The 16,959-nt window shown below is 51.6% G+C and carries 8 protein-coding genes and 1 pseudogene; 5 read left to right on the top strand and 4 right to left on the bottom strand.

What is annotated here, in order from left to right; translation table 11 throughout:
* Window positions 1-4,488: pseudogene (locus tag PN498_RS05150) on the bottom strand (hypothetical protein); the annotation flags it as partial.
* A 30-nt stretch (window positions 4,489-4,518) separates the two neighbouring features.
* On the opposite strand from PN498_RS05150, the gene PN498_RS05145 reads away from it, so the two are divergent.
* Window positions 4,519-4,671, top strand: a complete 153-nt coding sequence (locus tag PN498_RS05145) for a hypothetical protein (protein WP_272061640.1) — start codon at window positions 4,519-4,521, stop codon at window positions 4,669-4,671.
* A 748-nt stretch (window positions 4,672-5,419) separates the two neighbouring features.
* Here the strand turns inward: PN498_RS05145 and PN498_RS05140 are convergent.
* Window positions 5,420-8,260 carry a hybrid sensor histidine kinase/response regulator gene (locus PN498_RS05140; RefSeq protein WP_272061639.1) on the bottom strand — a complete coding sequence of 947 codons (2,841 nt, stop codon included), beginning with the start codon at window positions 8,258-8,260 and terminating at the stop codon, window positions 5,420-5,422.
* An 11-nt stretch (window positions 8,261-8,271) separates the two neighbouring features.
* Window positions 8,272-9,654, bottom strand: coding sequence for an ABC transporter substrate-binding protein (locus PN498_RS05135; RefSeq protein ID WP_272061638.1), 1,383 nt, complete (start codon window positions 9,652-9,654; stop codon window positions 8,272-8,274).
* A gap of 497 nt (window positions 9,655-10,151) precedes the next feature.
* Here PN498_RS05135 and uvrC point away from each other — a divergent pair, with 497 nt between their 5' ends.
* The 4 genes from uvrC (at window position 10,152) to PN498_RS05115 (ending at window position 15,887) form a co-directional block, all read left to right on the top strand.
* The gene (gene uvrC, locus PN498_RS05130) at window positions 10,152-12,074 is read left to right on the top strand and encodes an excinuclease ABC subunit UvrC (RefSeq protein WP_272061643.1); all 1,923 of its coding nucleotides are present in this window, start codon (window positions 10,152-10,154) and stop codon (window positions 12,072-12,074) included.
* 92 nt (window positions 12,075-12,166) lie between these two features.
* Window positions 12,167-13,357 carry an ATP-binding protein gene (locus PN498_RS05125; RefSeq protein ID WP_272061637.1) on the top strand — a complete coding sequence of 397 codons (1,191 nt, stop codon included), beginning with the start codon at window positions 12,167-12,169 and terminating at the stop codon, window positions 13,355-13,357.
* Complete coding sequence (locus PN498_RS05120) at window positions 13,354-14,370, top strand: ParA family protein (RefSeq protein WP_272061636.1); 1,017 nt, start codon at window positions 13,354-13,356, stop codon at window positions 14,368-14,370. Before PN498_RS05125 ends, PN498_RS05120 begins: the two co-directional genes overlap by 4 nt.
* Before the next feature lie 44 nt (window positions 14,371-14,414).
* Entirely contained in the window at window positions 14,415-15,887 is a 1,473-nt protein-coding gene (locus PN498_RS05115; protein WP_272061635.1) for a protein adenylyltransferase SelO, read from the top strand.
* A 517-nt stretch (window positions 15,888-16,404) separates the two neighbouring features.
* Here PN498_RS05115 and PN498_RS05110 read toward each other — a convergent pair.
* Complete coding sequence (locus tag PN498_RS05110) at window positions 16,405-16,875, bottom strand: DUF4079 domain-containing protein (RefSeq protein ID WP_272061634.1); 471 nt, start codon at window positions 16,873-16,875, stop codon at window positions 16,405-16,407.
* Between the last annotated feature and the right edge of the window lie 84 nt (window positions 16,876-16,959).

Below are 16,959 nucleotides of genomic sequence, written 5' to 3'. Positions count from 1 at the left end.
CGCCCCGGTCAACTGGTCGCGGTCATCATAGGTGTAGGTGGCGGTGCCGTCGGGGGCTACTAAGGTGGTGAGCCGATTCGCCGCGTCATAGCTGAACTGATAGTCCGCAATGGGGGCAGTCGCCGTGGCGTGGGTGAGCTGCGCCAGCCGTCCCGTGCCGTCATAGCTGTAGCTGGTGGTCGCCACCGGCGTCGTGCCCTCGGCTCCGGCAAAGCGCGAGAGTGAGGTCAACTCACTCGCGACGTTGTAGCCCATCTCGACTCGCTTGGGCTGGACGCCCGTGCCACCCTGCTGCACCTGGGTCATGCGGTCCAAGCCATCGTAGGTGTAGTCAGTGATGCCGCTGAGGGTACCCGCAATGGTGTCGGTGGTCTGGGTGCGATTATCCACCGCGTCGTAGGCGTGGTTAAAGGTGACTTCCGGTACCGCTGGGGCAGTGGTCACAGTTTCAGCGGTCAGTCGGTCGAGGGCGTCAAAGCTGTAGGTGGTGCGGCTCAATACTGTCCCCGCCGCGTCACTATCTTGCACCTGGTTCTGTCGTCCTAGGGCATCAAAGCCGTAGGTAAAGCTGCGCTGGACGGCAGCATCGGCAGCCAGCCACTGTTCCCCAATGCGGCGATCCAGCGGATCGTAGGTAAACTGCCGGGTTTGGCCGTTGCGGTCAATGAGCTGCGTCAGATTATCCATCGCGTCGTAACCATAGGTGCGGCTGAAGCCCAGGGCATTAGTCTCCTGGCTGAGGCGATTGAGCCCGTCGTAGGCGTAGCTCGTCTGATTGTTGAGCGGATCCGTCACCGAAAGCAGATTATCCACCGCGTCATAGCCATACAGGGTCGCCTGATTCAGCGGGTCAATGACGGCAATCTGCCGGTTGAGGGCATCGTACTGATACTGCGTCGTATGGCCCAAGGCATTGCTGGTGGCCGTCAAGTTACTCACCGCGTCATAGCTGTAGCGAGTCAGCGGCGCGATTTGTGCCCCCTCACCATCGGGGTCGGGGTCGGTGGTTTGAATCAGCCGGTTGCGCCCGTCGTATTGGAAGGTGGTGGTGCGCCCTAGCGGGTCAATCATCGAGGTTTGATTACTGGTGGCGTCATAGGTGTAGCCCGTCACGGGCGCGAGCAGTACCCCTGCGCCATCGGGGTCGGGATCCGTGATTTGGATGAGGCGGTTGCGGTCATCGTACTGCATCGTCGTCACCCGCCCCAGAGCATCGGTCATTTGCGTCTGGTTACCTGCCAGGTCATAGGCATACTGCGTCACCGGAGCCGTCAGCGCCCCGGCGCCATCAGGGTCGGGCTCGGTGAGCTGCACCAACTGATTCAGCTCGTCATACTGATAGGTCGTCGTCCGCTCGCCGGGGCGCGTGAGCTGAGTGAGTAAATCGACCACATTGTATTCATACTCCGTTACCAGGGCTGGCAACGCGCCCTCACCATCGGGGTCTGCCGAGGTGGTGCGCGTCAGGCGATTGCGAGCATCGTAGGTGTAGCTCGTGACATGACCCCGAGCATTGGTCAACTCGGTGAGGTTGTTGTCTAGGTCATAGTTGAAGGTGGTGACCGGTGATGTCAACGGCCCCGCCCCGTCGGGGTCGGCCTCAGTGATTTGGCGCTGGCGATCGCGGGCATCGTAGGCATAGCTGGTGACATTGCCCCGCGCATCAGTGAGCGTCGTCAGATTGCCATCGGCATCATAGCCAAAGGTCGTGACGGGGGAGAGCAGCGGCCCCGCCTCACCATCGGGGTCCGCCTCGGTCAGGCGCTCCAGGCGATTCATCGTGTCATAGTCATACAGCGTCTCGTGCGCTCGACCATCCACTCGCCGCACCAAGTTCCCCGCCGCATCGTAGACGTACTGAGTGGTCGTGGTGGTCAGCGGTCCCTCGCTATCCGGGTCGGCTTCCACCATTGCAATCAGGCGATTGCGCCCATCGTAAGCAAAGGTGGTGCGGTTGCCTCGGGCATCAATAAAGGCGCTTTGGTTGCCCGCACTGTCGTACTCGTAGCGCTCCACCGCTTCGGCGGCGGTGCCTTGGGCGTAGGTCACGGCAGTGATGAGACCCCGCGCATCATACTCAAACGTGGTCGTCCGACCCAGCGGGTCAGTCGTCGTCTCCACGAGCCCGTCACTGCGGTAGGTCATCGTCGTGACCCGGTCATCGGCCCCGCCCACTGCGCCTATCACCTGACGCATCTCGATAATATTACCGGCGGCATCCAGCTCATGCAGCGTCTGGCGGCCTAACTCATCGGTGACCTGAATTAGCTGATTGAATTGCGGGTCAAACACCTGCTGCAGGCCCGCCGCCCCGGAAATGCTATCGACAATCAGGCTGGGGTTGCCCTGCTCATCATAGGTAATCGTGGTGCGATCGCCGGTACCATCGACAATGGCTGACACCTCCCCGCAGTCACACTCGCGCTCAAAGGTGACCACATTGCCTTCGGCGTCCGTTTGATTGAGCAGATTTCCCGCCTGATTCAGCGTGAAGACGGTGGCATTGCCCCGACCATCGGTGTGGGTAGCCGTCGGCGTCAGGAGGTCGGCGGCGGTGGGCGTCAACGCTACCGGAGCGGTCATGGGGTCAATCGTTTGACTAGGCAGCGCTAACCCTTGCACCTGCACCGGGTCAATGTCAATGCTGCTGCCATCGCGCCGAATCGAGCGATCTACGCGACCAAAGGCGTCGTACTCGGTGGTTTCTCGGTGACCCCGCTGATCGATTTCGGCCGTCATGCGAGAACGGTCGTCATATTCCCAGGTACGAACAGCGGCATCGGGGTCGGTGATGCTTTGCAGATTGCCTGCCGCGTCGTAGGCTAGCAGCGTCTGCCGACCGGCAGGGTCGGTAATCGTCGTGACGCGACCGTCAGTATAGGTAAACGTCGTTTCGAGCCCGACGGCATCGCGCATGGTCGTCAGTTGACCCGCCGCATCATAGACGTAAGTGAGGGTATTGCCATTGCGATCAGTCACCGTCTCCAAGCGATTCTGGGCGTTAAAGGTGGTCACCGTCTGGTCGCGCAGCGTCCGCTGAAAGGTACCATCGGCTAGCCGCTCTAGCTGGGAATAGTCGCCTCCCGGTGAGACGTAGGCACCACCAGGCTCGGCGGGCGGCTGAAAAATCTGATGGGTGCCATTGCCATTCAACAGCAGCACCGACTCGTCATCGTTGACGATGATTTCCTGCCATCCTTCCAGCGTCCAGCCATTGCCAAAGGGACTGCCAGTGCGGTTGACGACCGTGACGGTGCCCGTGGTGGTATGCCGCAACGGGTCAAACGTGCCTGCTGCATCAAAGGTTTGAATATCACGCTCCACCTGGTAGGTGTAGACGCCCGAGGCTTGAGCGCTCATGTCCGTCTGGAGGGCCCCCTGCACTATCGCATTGTCTTGATCTGGCACGGTCCAAAAGTGTTCGCCGCCACTCAAGCCAAACTGGTCGCCGGTGTAGCCCGGCACCGCAATGGTCGTATCACCGGCCTGGAGGGTCATGCGGGCGATCAGCAACTGCGTTCCCGGTGCATCCTGCACATTCTCATAAGCAAAATGCACGATGGGTTGCACATCAGCCGTGGTCGAGTCATAATGCAGCGTCAGCGCCCGCTCCCTGCCCTGAGATTGATAGGCCGCCAGGGTGTGGGTCTCAGTCAACGCCCCAGAGTGCGTCTCCACATTGGAGTTAACCTCGACATCATGCTCCGGCGCACAGTTAGTCTGTTGGTTGTAGCCAGTATTGTCTAACGCTGTCGCCTCAATTGGCGTGTCCCCCAGCGTCCGTAAATCAAACACCACCACATTGTTGGTGAAGTCCGTTTCACCAATCCCTTGCGGCTGATTTACCGACAGAATTAAGAAGGGATCGTCGCTATTGATGGAGAAGGTCTCTGACCGCAGCGCCGAGGTTTCATCCACCGCGATTGCTTCCTGATTGCGATAGTAACTATCGTCAACATTGCCGGGGCCTCCCACCGCTGCGATCGCCTGATCGCCTGTGACGTCTAAAACTTCATCCGACGAGAGCCAAAAGCGATTGAAAAAGCTGTTCGCCGCGACATCAGCGCAACTATTGTCCCCGCTGAGGTTAGTGACTGCCCAACTCAGCGTGACTGTTCCATCCGCGTTGCTACGTAATTCGGCATCAGGGGCGATGGTCAAATCCGGGACTCGAAAGATGCAGCCGACACCGGGAATGCCGGGCAGCGCTCCTACGAGCGGGCCGCTGGTTTCAGCTAGTCCGGTCAGACTGTCTGACGGGGTAGGTGTGTCCTGGACGACCTGAGGGTCGGCATTGAACCCCCCAGCGCTAAATCCCTCAGTACTCTCCTCAAACAGCAGTGAGGTGGGCACGGGACTGAGTTGGAGCGGAGCGTCACTTCTCAGTGCTGGCTCTAGCGTAGACTCAGCCGTAGCTAAACCCAAGCCATCGCTGTTCAGATCACTCGCCACATCTAAAGAAGATTGACCACAGCCACAGTCCAACATGAGGTAACTCCTCGATCAAAAGGATAAAAGGTGTCGATTGACTCAGGGATGCCGCTATCCGTCAGCAGTCTCAACCGTTCTTTTCCAGACATCGGCTCTGACGAGAAAGTGCTCAATCGAGCTCGGCGGCAGAATGCATATCAGGGAATTCCAGTTCACGAGCTTAGTAAAACCCTCACCTAACTTGCGCTGGTGATTGTGAGGGAATCAGACAAAAAGCTTTTAAGAAGTAGAACTGCCTATCGAATATAGATTTCTTTAGGCTGAACTGAAACGCATAAAAGTCTACAGAAAGAGGTCGGCTAGGCAGTTATTACAGCCTGACGCCATGAAGCCTGACAGATGCAAACAAGCCATAGCAAAGAATGATAGAAACACAAGTGAGACGTTGCTCAATCACTAAATGGATGATATCTAAAAGCCGCCGTGCAAGCAATCGATATAGATATTTAAAATTCAATCATTTTCCGAGAAGAATAGAATTTTAAATATAGCAAATGAGCAAAGGCGGAATTCAAGAGATGCAGCTATATACCTTACTGGACAAGGATTACACCAATCAAATATTCTCGATTCTAACTAGAGATTTCAATACCTTCTATTTTTTAATAGCTTAAAATTTATTTTTTAATTATAAAAAAGCTTGTGCCATCTTATATGGAAAAATTATTTTAATGAATCAACTTTTGTGCCTAATTTTATTTCATAAATTCAATAAAATTAGTGAACGTGATACAGTGAGCAGTCTTTTGATAAACGGTTTCAATGGGTGAAGGCAGTAAGAATATTGAAGGGAATAGATGAGAGCGTTTTTCCGATTCAGTCAATTTGATGAGCCGGATCTCTCAACTTGGAGCGTACTTTGTGAGGTGTTAAACAGCCTTGAAGCAATAGCGTTGATAGCAGAATGTTTCAGTTGAATGACAGACAGCTAGCTGACGCTGATGGATTGGGTGAGGTCGAGGATGCTGTCGAATTCGAATTGGTCGATTAAAGATGAGAGGTGGATTTTGAGCGATCGCTCCTGCTCGGGAATCTGGGTGATTAACTCCTTCAACCAGTCCCCATCGGCTTGAATCGCCGCCTTCTGAGCCGCTTTCACCCACTCCGCTGGCATTGTTTGGAGACTGGAGGCCAGATCCAGTTGGGTTGAGGTATTGGTTTCGGAGGGGTTTAGAGGCTGCGATCGCCCCACCAGCGTCCTAAACCCGACCTCATCACTCTGCTGACTTTCCTCATACCGGTATTCAATGGACAAGTGCTTTGCCATCACGTCAAAAATTGCACTCTCTTGAAAAGGCTTGCGGACAAAGTCATCGCACCCTGCTGCGAGTACTTCAGAGCGCGACTCTTCAAACGCGCTGGCAGTGAGGGCGATGATTTTGGTAGAGGTATGAGGCGGTTTGAGGGCTGAGGATTGAATGAGTTCGACAGGTTCTCCGCTGGTTGCCTGCTGCCGGTTGCCTGCTGATTGTACTCTTGCCGCTTCCATTGTGCGGATTTGTCTTGTCGCTTCGTATCCGTCCATCACGGGCATTCGCATGTCCATCCAGATGAGGTGAGGCTGCCAGGACTGCCAGAGAGCGATCGCGGCTCGTCCATCGTCGGCTTCGCGGACTTCAAAGCCAACTGCCTGTAGCAGATTGACCAGCAGATAGCGGTTTTCCCAACGATCTTCAACCACTAAAATTCGATACGTAGGTTGACCAGGCAACAAACCAACAGCGCGTCGAGGCGGAGTCTTGGGGGATAGGTCATTGGCATAGGCAGGCTGAGCCTGAATTGTGAACGCAAAGGTCGTTCCCTGACCCCAACTGCTGTCTACTGCAATGTGCCCCCCCATCAATTCCACAAACTGGCGGCTAATAGCGAGTCCTAGTCCAGTGCCCTCGTGGGATTGATGCCCAGCGGTTGTTTGAACAAACGGCTTAAACAGATTGGGAATATCTTTCTGGGCAATACCCGGCCCCGTGTCAGTAACTTTGAATAGAAGGCACAGAGGGGAATCAGGTGCAGAAGCATTGGGTGATCTTGCGGTCAAACGGGCTGCTGGCTGCTCCGGTTTGATGGTTCCTTGCGAAGCGGTGTTGGGAGAGCAAGTCTGTGACGTTTCATCAAACGTGACGTGCAATACGATATGCCCTGTTTGAGTGAACTTGATGGCGTTGCCAAGCAGATTGATCAGGACCTGCCGCAGTTTTCCTTCGTCGGCTTTGATGTGTTGAGGGACAGTTGGCGATCGCTCGAACCGTAACTCAAGCCCTTTAGCGCTGGCCTTACTGTGCAGCATATTTTCTAAGCTAGCCAGCAGGGAGAACAGGTCAAAGCTATTCTCATTGAGGGCAGCGAGTCCGGCCTCAATTTTGGACATGGATAGGACGTCGTTGATCAACGCTAGTAGGTGCTCACCACTGCGATTAATAATTTCCAAATGTTCTCGCTGGGCCGGTTGTACTAGCGGAGCGCGAATCATCAGCTGACTGAATCCCAGAATGGCGTTGAGGGGCGTACGGAGTTCATGGCTGATATTGGCCAGAAACTGGCTTTTCGCATGGTTGGCAACTTCGGCAGCTTCTTTGGCTTGGGCCAAATCCTCGTTGGTGTGCTGCAACTCGGCAGTTCGTTCGGCAACCTCGGCCTCTAAGTTCGTGTAGAGCCGCCGCAACTGCTCGGTCATTTGATTGAAGACTGTGGCAAGGATCCCAATTTCGTTATCAGTCAAGACTGGAGCTTTGGCGCGAAGATCACCTGCGGCCAGGCGCTCTGCTGCATCGGTAATCGCCAGGATCGGTCTGGCAATGCGACGCGCTCCCCAATAGACGCAAATGGTCAGCAGGCCCACCAGACTAACACCCGAGATTGCGATCGTCTGAGCCAGTTTACGAGCGGGGGCAAAGGCTTCCCACCCACTCACTTCAGCAATCAAGGCTAGATCACTATTATCCAACCAGCGATAAACCCCAACCACCATCTCTCCTTGGTAATCGCGATAAATGCCTGCCCCACTAATTCCCTGCATCGCCTGATCAATACCTTCGCTGCGCAGGTCTGCATCGGGTTCTCCTAAATCGTGACTAGAAAGAAAAAAGCTGTAGCTAGCTAGACTGCTGCCTTGATTTCCGACTAAGTAGGTTTTCCCGGTTTCCCCTAGTCCCGTTCGTTTGCGAATAATTTCGTCAATCCGCTGCAAATTGAGGTGCATTGCCAACAATCCCTCGATGCCTTGGTCAGCCTTCTTAAAGGGAATGGCAAAGGACATTCGAGATGTCTGGTCATTGGGTGATGGGTAGAAGTTAGGCGCAAAGTCGATTTCGTCATCCATAGGAACGTAGCTATATTGCCCGATCGCTTCGAAATTACCCTCTGTTTCTGGTTGCGTTGAGAACAGCACTTTGCCACCAGGAGACAGCACCAAAATCTCGTTGAGGCTGGAGTGCTGGTTAACGATCGCCCCCATCAGTTCCCGCAGGTAGTCCTCCGATGCCGCTTGAGCTAGGGTGTTATCACTGTTAGCTGTTAGCTGCTCAATAGAGGATTGCACCTCAGGCAAATTCGCGATCGCTAACATTTCTTCTTGCTGATCATTAATCCATCGATTCAGCTCATCCTCTTTCAGCATGGCGGTCAACATCAGACGATCGAAAAGAGCACGTTTGATAGCATTTCGACTCTGAAAATAAGCCACACCACTAACGGCTCCCACGGTCACCAGGGACAGTAGAAGAAAGTAGCGAACAATTTGCCCCATCAGACTTTTGTTCTGTCGGGTCATGACCTCTAAATCTATGGAGAGGAGTCATCCCATTGTGCCAAGATTTCCTGAATCTGCGCGATCGCCTCATCGACGGCGGCTTCAGAGGACCAGCCGTCGATCGCAACATGACCAATTGCTTGTCCCCAGATATTCTCGGCCTGTACTTGTGAATATGCTGGGTTGACGGCGTGATAGAGAGGACGAGTGGGGCTTTGTGTAAACTGCTGCACGGCTATTGCGACATGGGGGTCAGCAGGGTCAGACCAGAAAGGATCTTGCAAAGAAGACTCCATTGCTGGAAACCAGCGCCCTAAGGATCCTTTGACGTAAGTGTTCAGTCGATCTGGTTCCAACAAGTAGCTCAAAAAGTCCTTGGCAGCCTCAATATTGCTCGATTCTGAAAAGATGAGTGCCTGTTTAATCGTCACGACGTAGGTGATTGGCTCTCCGTCGGGTTCGTTGGGAAAGACTCGGGTGGCAATTTGCTCCGTATACAGGGCGTCATCCTCCCGCTGAGATGCCGGAATGGAGAGGGACGGATTCGGTGTCATCAGCGTTGCTTGATTCAAGAACTGAACGTTGTTATCGACGTCCAGCCAATTCACGGCATCCTTAGGTACGTAGTCATTGACATAAAACTGCGTCGTCCAGTCGAGCACCTCAATCAGCTGTGCCCGAACTGCCGGATCGTCTCCCTGAAACTCTCCCTCTTGGTCGAACAGTTCTACATCATAGGCATCCATGACCTGTTCAAAAAAATAGTAGGTATCGCTACCTTGGGTTGAGAGGGTCAGACCTAGTCCATAGATGTCGGGATTGTCGAGCTGACGTAGGGTTGCCTGAGCTTGCTGCCAAAAATCCCAAAATCCTTGCCAGTCTTGAGGAATCTGATCTTCGTCAAGTTCTGCGGCTTGCAGCAAACTGCGCCAGTAGTGCAAGTGGAGTGTTTGCTGCTCGATGGGGACACCGTAGTAGCTGCGATCGCCCTTCGTCTCATCATAGAGATAGGCTGCTTCCAGCGCCGCAGGGGTGTAGTCGTCTAGGTAAGGTTCTAGGACATCGGAAACGTCAACCAATTTTCCTTCCCAAGCCCACTGAGGTTGCAGCGTATAATCTGCTCGATGGGCAAACAGGACATCTGGCGGGTTATCGTTTTCTAGGGCTACGGTTGCCTGATTCAAAATGTCATCGGAGCTATAGAGGGTTAGTTCGACTTCAATGCCGGATTCCACTTCCCAGGCTTCAATCAGCTGCTGTAACGCCAGATCTTCTTCTGGATAAAACCCTTGATTCCAGAAGATGCGCAATGTTCTGGGTAGGGTCGGTTCAACAACGATGTCTGATGAGTTGCTGCCACAAGCAGCGATCGCCAGCACCATGATTCCAAGTGCGACTTGCTTGACTCTACCCATTTTGAAATCCTCTGATGCCAACGCTAAAGTATGGCCGGCACGCTCTTAGCAGAGTCAACAAAACGCGAAAAAAATTAATATGGTTAGCCATCCAGGCTTGTTTAAACCCAAGGGTATCTGAGTGCGGAAGGCGTAACTAGATGGTCGCCGCCTTGCCTAATGAAACTAGCGATGGGGCTACATCATTAGCAACGTTGTGACGCGGCCCAAAACTAAATGAGCTTGAGAGCGATACAAGATCGAGTCATTCTTCATACTCTTAGGGCTTACGCACGGTCCCCTTGCATCCTCCAATTTTGGGGGACGTTGCATCCGGCTTCCCCCTATTTGGGGATTAAGGGGCCAAAGCCGGATGCAACTGCGTAAGTTCTAACTCTATTCTTTTGCCTTCATGGGCTTCGGATATTGCAATTCACAAAGTCGTTATTCCGTATCCGCTATCTTTCCAGGATCCTCGCTATGCTTTTAGTGCAGGTTTTGTCCCACTCACTGACATCGTGTATTCCGAAGTGCGTCCCCCTCTGGTCAAAGATCCTGATCGCCTTGAGAATTTGCTAAAGGAGCTGCCGTTAGAACCCGGCGTCTATTTCATGAAAGACGCGCGGGATCAGATCCTCTATATCGGTAAATCAAAAAAGCTGCGGAATCGAGTGCGATCGTATTTTCGCGATAGCCATCGCCATATGCCTCGGATTGCCATGATGGTGATGCAGGTTGTGGAAATCGAATTTATCGTCACCGATACTGAAGCTGAAGCACTGGCGCTGGAAGCGAATCTGATCAAGCAGCACCAGCCTCACTTTAACGTGCTGCTAAAGGACGACAAGAAGTATCCCTATCTCTGCATTACGTGGTCAGAGGATTATCCCCGCATTTTTGTGACCCGTAAGCGCCGCAAGAATCTGAAGGATCGCTATTACGGTCCCTACGTTGACGCGGGACTGTTGCGTCGTACTTTGAGCATTGCGAAGCGAATTTTTCCGCTGCGGCAGCGGCCTCAGCCTTTGTTCAAAGATCGTCCCTGTCTGAACTACGATATTGGTCGCTGTCCGGGAGTCTGCCAGCAGCTCATTTCCCCTGAGGACTATCACAAGATTGTGCAGCGAGTGGCGATGGTGTTTCAAGGACGAACGGATGAGTTGGTCAACGCCTTAACGCGGCAGATGGAAAAGGCAGCTGAGGAAATGCGATTTGAACAGGCGGCTGAGCTGCGGGATCAAATTCAAGGCCTAGAGCGGCTAACGGCGCACCAAAAGGTGGCGCTACCGGATGATACGGTGTCGCGGGATGCGATCGCCCTCTCCAGTGATGATCAATTTGCCTGCATTCAACTATTCCAAATCCGAGCTGGACGTTTGGTCGGACGGCTTGGGTTCAATGCCGATGCCCAGGCCGGCACACCAGGCGAAATATTGCAGCGGGTATTGGAGGAGCACTATCAAACAGCTGAATCTATTGAGATTCCAGCGGAGATTTTGGTGCAGCATGAGCTGCCGGATGGGGATATTCTGGCAGAGTATTTGACTGAGCAGCGGGGACGTAAGGTATCTATCGAGATGCCCCAGCGTCAGACCAAGGCTGAGCTGGTAGAGATGGTCGAGCGCAATGCTCAGTATGAGCTGGTGCGGACTCAGCGAGTGGCTGATCGCAATGCCCAAGCCATGCAGGATTTGGCTGAGATCTTGGATTTACCAGACCTGCCAAAACGGATTGAAGGCTACGACATTTCTCATATTCAGGGATCGGATGCCGTAGCTTCTCAGGTGGTGTTTGTCGATGGGATGCCTGCAAAGCAACACTATCGCCATTACAAGATCAAAAATCCTGAGGTGCGAGCAGGACATTCAGATGATTTTGCCAGTATGGCGGAAGTGATTCGACGGCGGTTTCGGCGCTATGCGACTGACCCCAATAAGCCGCGCGTGGGTAATCCCGATTGGCCGGACGTCGTGATGATTGATGGGGGTAAGGGGCAGCTCTCGGCAGTTGTGGACGTTCTGCGAGAGATGAATTTGCTATCAGAACTGAACGTTGTCAGTTTGGCAAAGAAGCGAGAGGAGATTTTCTTACCTGGAGATTCGGCGCCGCTCAAAACTGAGGCAGAACAGCCAGGGGTGCAGCTGCTGCGACGGTTACGGGATGAAGCTCACCGTTTTGCCGTGAGTTTTCACCGTAAGAAGCGGAGCGATCGCATGCGGCGCTCTCGATTGTCGGATATTCCGGGTCTCGGTCAACATCGCCAAAAAGAACTGCTGGCCACCTTTCGCTCTATCGACTACATTCGCGAAGCCTCGCCAGAACAGCTGGCGGAAGTTCCTGGCATTGGTCCTCATATGGCTCAACAGATCTACGAGTACTTTCACCCGAGTGCTGGTGATTCGGCGATCGCAACTATAGAGACAGCGCAGGCAGGTTCTTGAGGATTTGAACTAGCGCAGGATTAGCATACAAACTTTTTGTAACTCTACTCTCCATGATTATGATTGACACAGAAGACTGTGGAGACTGACATATGAAGGATCAAGAACTGGCAATGCTCTTTGCCGATCTTGAATCTGATAGAGTCGAGCGTAAGGCTTCAGCTTCAGACGGAAAAAAAATCAGGCAGGCAATTTGCGCTTTCGCTAACGACTTACCAAACCACAAACAGCCAGGCGTTTTGTTCGTGGGAGTCAATGATGATGGGACTTGCTCTAACTTACCGATTACAGATGATCTCCTGCTAAACCTATCCAACATCCGTTCCGAGGGCAAGATCCTTCCTTTTCCCGTGCTCCAGGTGAACAAGCGAATCATCAATGACTGTGAGATAGCCGTCATTATTGTAGAGCCATCGGATGCTCCGCCGATTAGATTTGATGGACGTACTTGTGTACGAGTTGGACCTAGGCGTGCAACGGCTACCCCTGAAGAAGAACGCCGTCTCAACGAAAAGAGACGTGCAAGGGACTTACCTTTTGATTTACGCCCTTTCGTTTCAGCCTCTATTGACGATCTGGACTTAGAGGGTTTTCAGCATGAATATTTGGCTTCAGCCTTAGCGCCAGAAGTACTGCAAGAGAATCAAAGATCTTTAAATCAAAAGCTGATTTCGCTGCGGTTTATGACGCCGGAACCAAATTCTTCTCCAACCTGCTTAGGAATCCTAGTAATTGGCAAGGACCCAAGACAATTTGTTCCGGGATTCTATATTCAATTTGTTCGCTTCGATGGTGTAGATTTAACTGCTCCTATTCGAGATCAAAAAGATATCAGTGGTAGTTTGGTGGATTTACTGCGCTATATAGATGAGGTCTTGCAAGCCAATATTTCGACGGCCACAAACATCACAGTGCAGTCTGTTGAGATAAAACAACCAGATTATCCTATCGCCGCATTGCAACAACTTGTACGTAATGCTGTAATGCATCGTTCTTATGAAGAGACCTATGCTCCGGTGCGAGTTTACTGGTTTCAAGATCGAATTGAAATTCAAAGTCCAGGCGGATTATTTGGACAAGTCAACCGCCGAAATTTTGGCGAAGGCGTGACTGATTATCGGAACCCTCATTTAGCAGAGGCCATGAAAAACCTCGGCTATGTTCAGCGTTTTGGTATCGGCATTCCTGTAGCCCAGAAAGAGCTTGAAAAGAATGGAAATCCACCAGCAGAATTTACTATTGAAGACTCTTATATTTCAGTCGTCATCAGGAGGCAAAAATGAGTTCACCTATTATTGCCTTCTTCAACAATAAAGGGGGGGTAGGAAAAACGTCCCTCGTTTATCATTTGACCTGGATGTATTTTGACTTAGGCTTACGTGTTGTAGCTGCCGATTTAGACCCTCAAGCAAACTTGACATCAGCTTTTTTAGACGAGAATCGGTTAGAGGAAATATGGGAAAAAGAGGAAAGTTTCAATACTGTCTTTCGATGTGTCAAGCCTTTACTTAGAGGAATTGGAGACATTGCGAGTCCAGAGTTAGAAGTCATAGAGGATGGACTGAACCTTTTGATTGGAGATTTACAGCTTTCTGGATTTGAAGATGAATTATCATCCCAATGGCCAGACTGTTTAGATGGAAAAGAAAGAGCTTTCAGGGTTATTTCGGCTTTCTGGAGACTTTTAAATCAGGCCTCAATCAATAGTGATGCAGATGTTGTGTTAGTTGATTTAGGGCCTAACTTAGGTGCCATCAATAGAGCTGCTTTAATATCTGCGAATTATGTTGTTGTGCCTCTTTCACCCGATTTGTTTTCATTGCAAGGGCTTAAGAATCTTGGGCCCACGGTGAGACGGTGGAGAGGAGAGTGGCAGGAGCGTATCCTCAAAAATCCGGCCCCAGATCTTGTTTTGCCTAATGGTGATATGCAACCTATTGGATACGTCATTCTTCAGCATGGAGTTCGATTTGATAGGCCTGTTAAAGCCTTTCAAAGATGGGTAGAGCGAATTCCTCAGGTTTATCATGCTGATGTTATTCAGTCACAAGAGGCAGCTTTCCTTGCCTCATCACAAGACCCTAGCCGTTTAGCACTCCTGAAACACTATCAGAGCTTGATGCCAATGGCTCAAGAAGCCCGTAAACCAATTTTTCATCTCAAGCCTGCTGATGGAGCGATTGGTGCTCATGTAAAGGCAGTCAATAACGTATATTGGGATTTCAAAGATCTGGCTCAGAAAATAGCTGGCCGTGCTGGATTGGAGTCATTATTTCTTAGCCAAGATGGACTTTAACAACCTACACTTTTCTTAAGTAAGACAAATTAGACCAGCGCTTTATGACCGCAGCTTCTCAGGCGAACCCCCTTGTGTCTTTGGACTACATCCCTCTATTAGAGTCCATTGGGGATGATTACTATGACGTTGTAGCGGCGGCAGATTTCCCTCAACATCTACTTCGGTTTCGGAATGACGATATTTTGACGCAATTGGGGCTTGACCCAGCAGCAATCAGCGATGAGCATTTTGTGAGTGCCTTTGGCCAGTTTGAAGGGCGATCGCCTTTCCTAGCGTTGCGCTACCACGGATATCAGTTCGGTACCTACAACGCTTTTTTGGGGGATGGAAGGGGGTTTTTGTATGGGCAGGTTCGGGGAGTAGATGGCAACCTATACGATTTTGGGACTAAAGGGTCTGGAACAACGCCATACTCTCGGGGTGGGGATGGCCGACTGACCCTTAAAGGGGGAGTGCGAGAAGTTTTGGCGGCAGAAGCCCTCCACGCTTTAGACGTGCGAACATCACGGACGTTGAGCTTAATTGAAACAGGGGAATCGCTATGGCGGGGAGATGAACCATCGCCGACGAGATCGTCCGTGATGGTCCGATTCAGTCGATCGCACATTCGCTTTGGAACGTTTGAGCGGTTGGACTATTTAGACAGGACGGACCTGATTCAGCGACTCGTGGAACACGTTGTCGAGACTTACTATCCTGAGGCCCGCCTGCTAACAGATAGTGCCGAGCGCTATGTCCGTTTTTATAGTGAGTTGGTTGAGCGGACTGCTGAATTGGTGGCTCAATGGATGTCAGTCGGATTTTGTCACGCCGTTTTGAATACGGACAACATGTCGATTACGGGGGAGAGCTTCGATTACGGTCCCTATGCCTTCATCGATACGTACGATCCTCGCTTTACGGCGGCTTATTTCGATTATGGAAGTCGCTATTGTCTTCGCAACCAACCTGCGGTCTGTCAGTGGAATCTCCGCATGTTACAAAAACCGCTACAGCGAATTATGCCTCAAACGGAACTAGACGCTGCTTTAGCCCGCTATGAAGGTCACTATTGGCATTACTATACGCAACGGATGCTTCACAAGCTGGGCTTTGATGCCTTACCGTCCCCTTTAGGGGTGGATTTGGTGAAGCAGACACTTGAGCTGTTGAGTAACGTTGAAGTTGGCTACCACACTTTCTTTTTAGAGCTGACGCGACAATTTTCTCTGAAATGGGTGGAGGACGCTGACGAGATTTTTCGGACGACCATGCAGGCATCTGATGGAGGGGCACAAGCGCTGTTGGATCAGTGGCGTACTTTGTATCAGCGATCGCTCCAATCCCAAACACCTCAAGCCCTTGAGCAAATTCCTGAACGATTGCGGCGCACGAATCCTAAAACGGTACTATTGCGCCCAGAGATTGAAGCGATTTGGGAACCCATTGTCGCTGAAAATAATTGGGATCCTTTTTATGCACTCCTCAAACGGATTCAGTCTCCTTTTCTAGAGTCTGTCGATCTTGAAACATAGCGCTTACTAGTGCAGCGTCAAGCTCGAAATGGTGAGTCAATCCAGATCGTGCAGTTGAGCTGAGGCTGACCGCTTCAAGCCCTCCAGCTCCCATTCTGGGGGAGCTAATCCCCCTTAAATCCCCCATTCTGAGGTATTTAGAGGGCGAATGCACGCGATTTGCTGAACCGAGAGATCAGAGTACCGTATGGTCTGTCTCAACACTTGCTGGGATAACTCACTCACAATTTCAAGATTGGCAGACTACTGTACCGCCAAGCGGAATTCAAAATTCAGAACTCAAAACTAAGACCGATGGGCTTTCCCAATCTTCTGAATAGTGAGCCTATTTCTGCCGTAGTCTACTAAACCAATCACCCCGAAGCTGTGGGTTGGATTGACATTCATAACCGTCACCAATTCCATTAAGACCAGATGAAGCTATAAGACCTTGGCCCTTCGGTCATGAATTCCCTCTGTAGAAAGTCACTACCAAAGCGCCAAGGTTTTGATGATTTTTCCGAACTATTCGAAGACTTTAAAAGTTCTCCAAAATCCGCTGGACGATTTGCATCCCAGTTACCGCCTGCCAGCCAAATAGTCCAACCAGAGCAATGTTCAGAGTGATGTGGGCTGAACGGGCAAGATCATTTCCCTTTTGCATAAAAGGAACCAGGGCAGCAGACACCGCGATGATGCCCGTCATACCGAGTCCCACTAGTAGGTGAGGACCGAAGAAAAGCTTGCCATTGTTGATGTAGGTGACCGCCATGCCGCCAATGCTACCCAAAATCATGAAAGCCAGTAGTGCTGACCCCATGCGATGGTGACGAATGTTGAATTTGCCTTTGATTAACTCCTTCTTTGCCTCACCTTCAGCTGATCGCGTCCGACGAATCTGCCACCCTAAATAAAGGGCATAGAGGCTCAATCCCAACAGCGCCCACATGATAATGGGATGAATAAAATTCAACCAAGGCTTGATTGGATCTAGTGCTCCAAGGTCCATGTGTTTTCCTGACTATTAACACCTTTATAAAAATTATAGATTTGATCCCTCTGCAGAGCTACCTCGCTCGCAATTTTTGCCAAG

This window comes from Oscillatoria sp. CS-180, assembly GCF_028330965.1.
In the GTDB taxonomy this organism is placed as follows: Bacteria; Cyanobacteriota; Cyanobacteriia; order Phormidesmidales; family Phormidesmidaceae; genus Halomicronema.
This window is presented reverse-complemented; position numbering and strand designations above follow the sequence as displayed.

Coding starts and splice junctions, on each gene's coding strand:
- PN498_RS05140 (WP_272061639.1), bottom strand. CDS start 8,260: ATGACCCGACAGAACAAAAGTCTGATGGGGCAAATTGTTCGCTACTTT.
- PN498_RS05135 (WP_272061638.1), bottom strand. CDS start 9,654: ATGGGTAGAGTCAAGCAAGTCGCACTTGGAATCATGGTGCTGGCGATC.
- PN498_RS05125 (WP_272061637.1), top strand. CDS start 12,167: ATGAAGGATCAAGAACTGGCAATGCTCTTTGCCGATCTTGAATCTGAT.
- PN498_RS05120 (WP_272061636.1), top strand. CDS start 13,354: ATGAGTTCACCTATTATTGCCTTCTTCAACAATAAAGGGGGGGTAGGA.
- PN498_RS05115 (WP_272061635.1), top strand. CDS start 14,415: ATGACCGCAGCTTCTCAGGCGAACCCCCTTGTGTCTTTGGACTACATC.
- PN498_RS05110 (WP_272061634.1), bottom strand. CDS start 16,875: ATGGACCTTGGAGCACTAGATCCAATCAAGCCTTGGTTGAATTTTATT.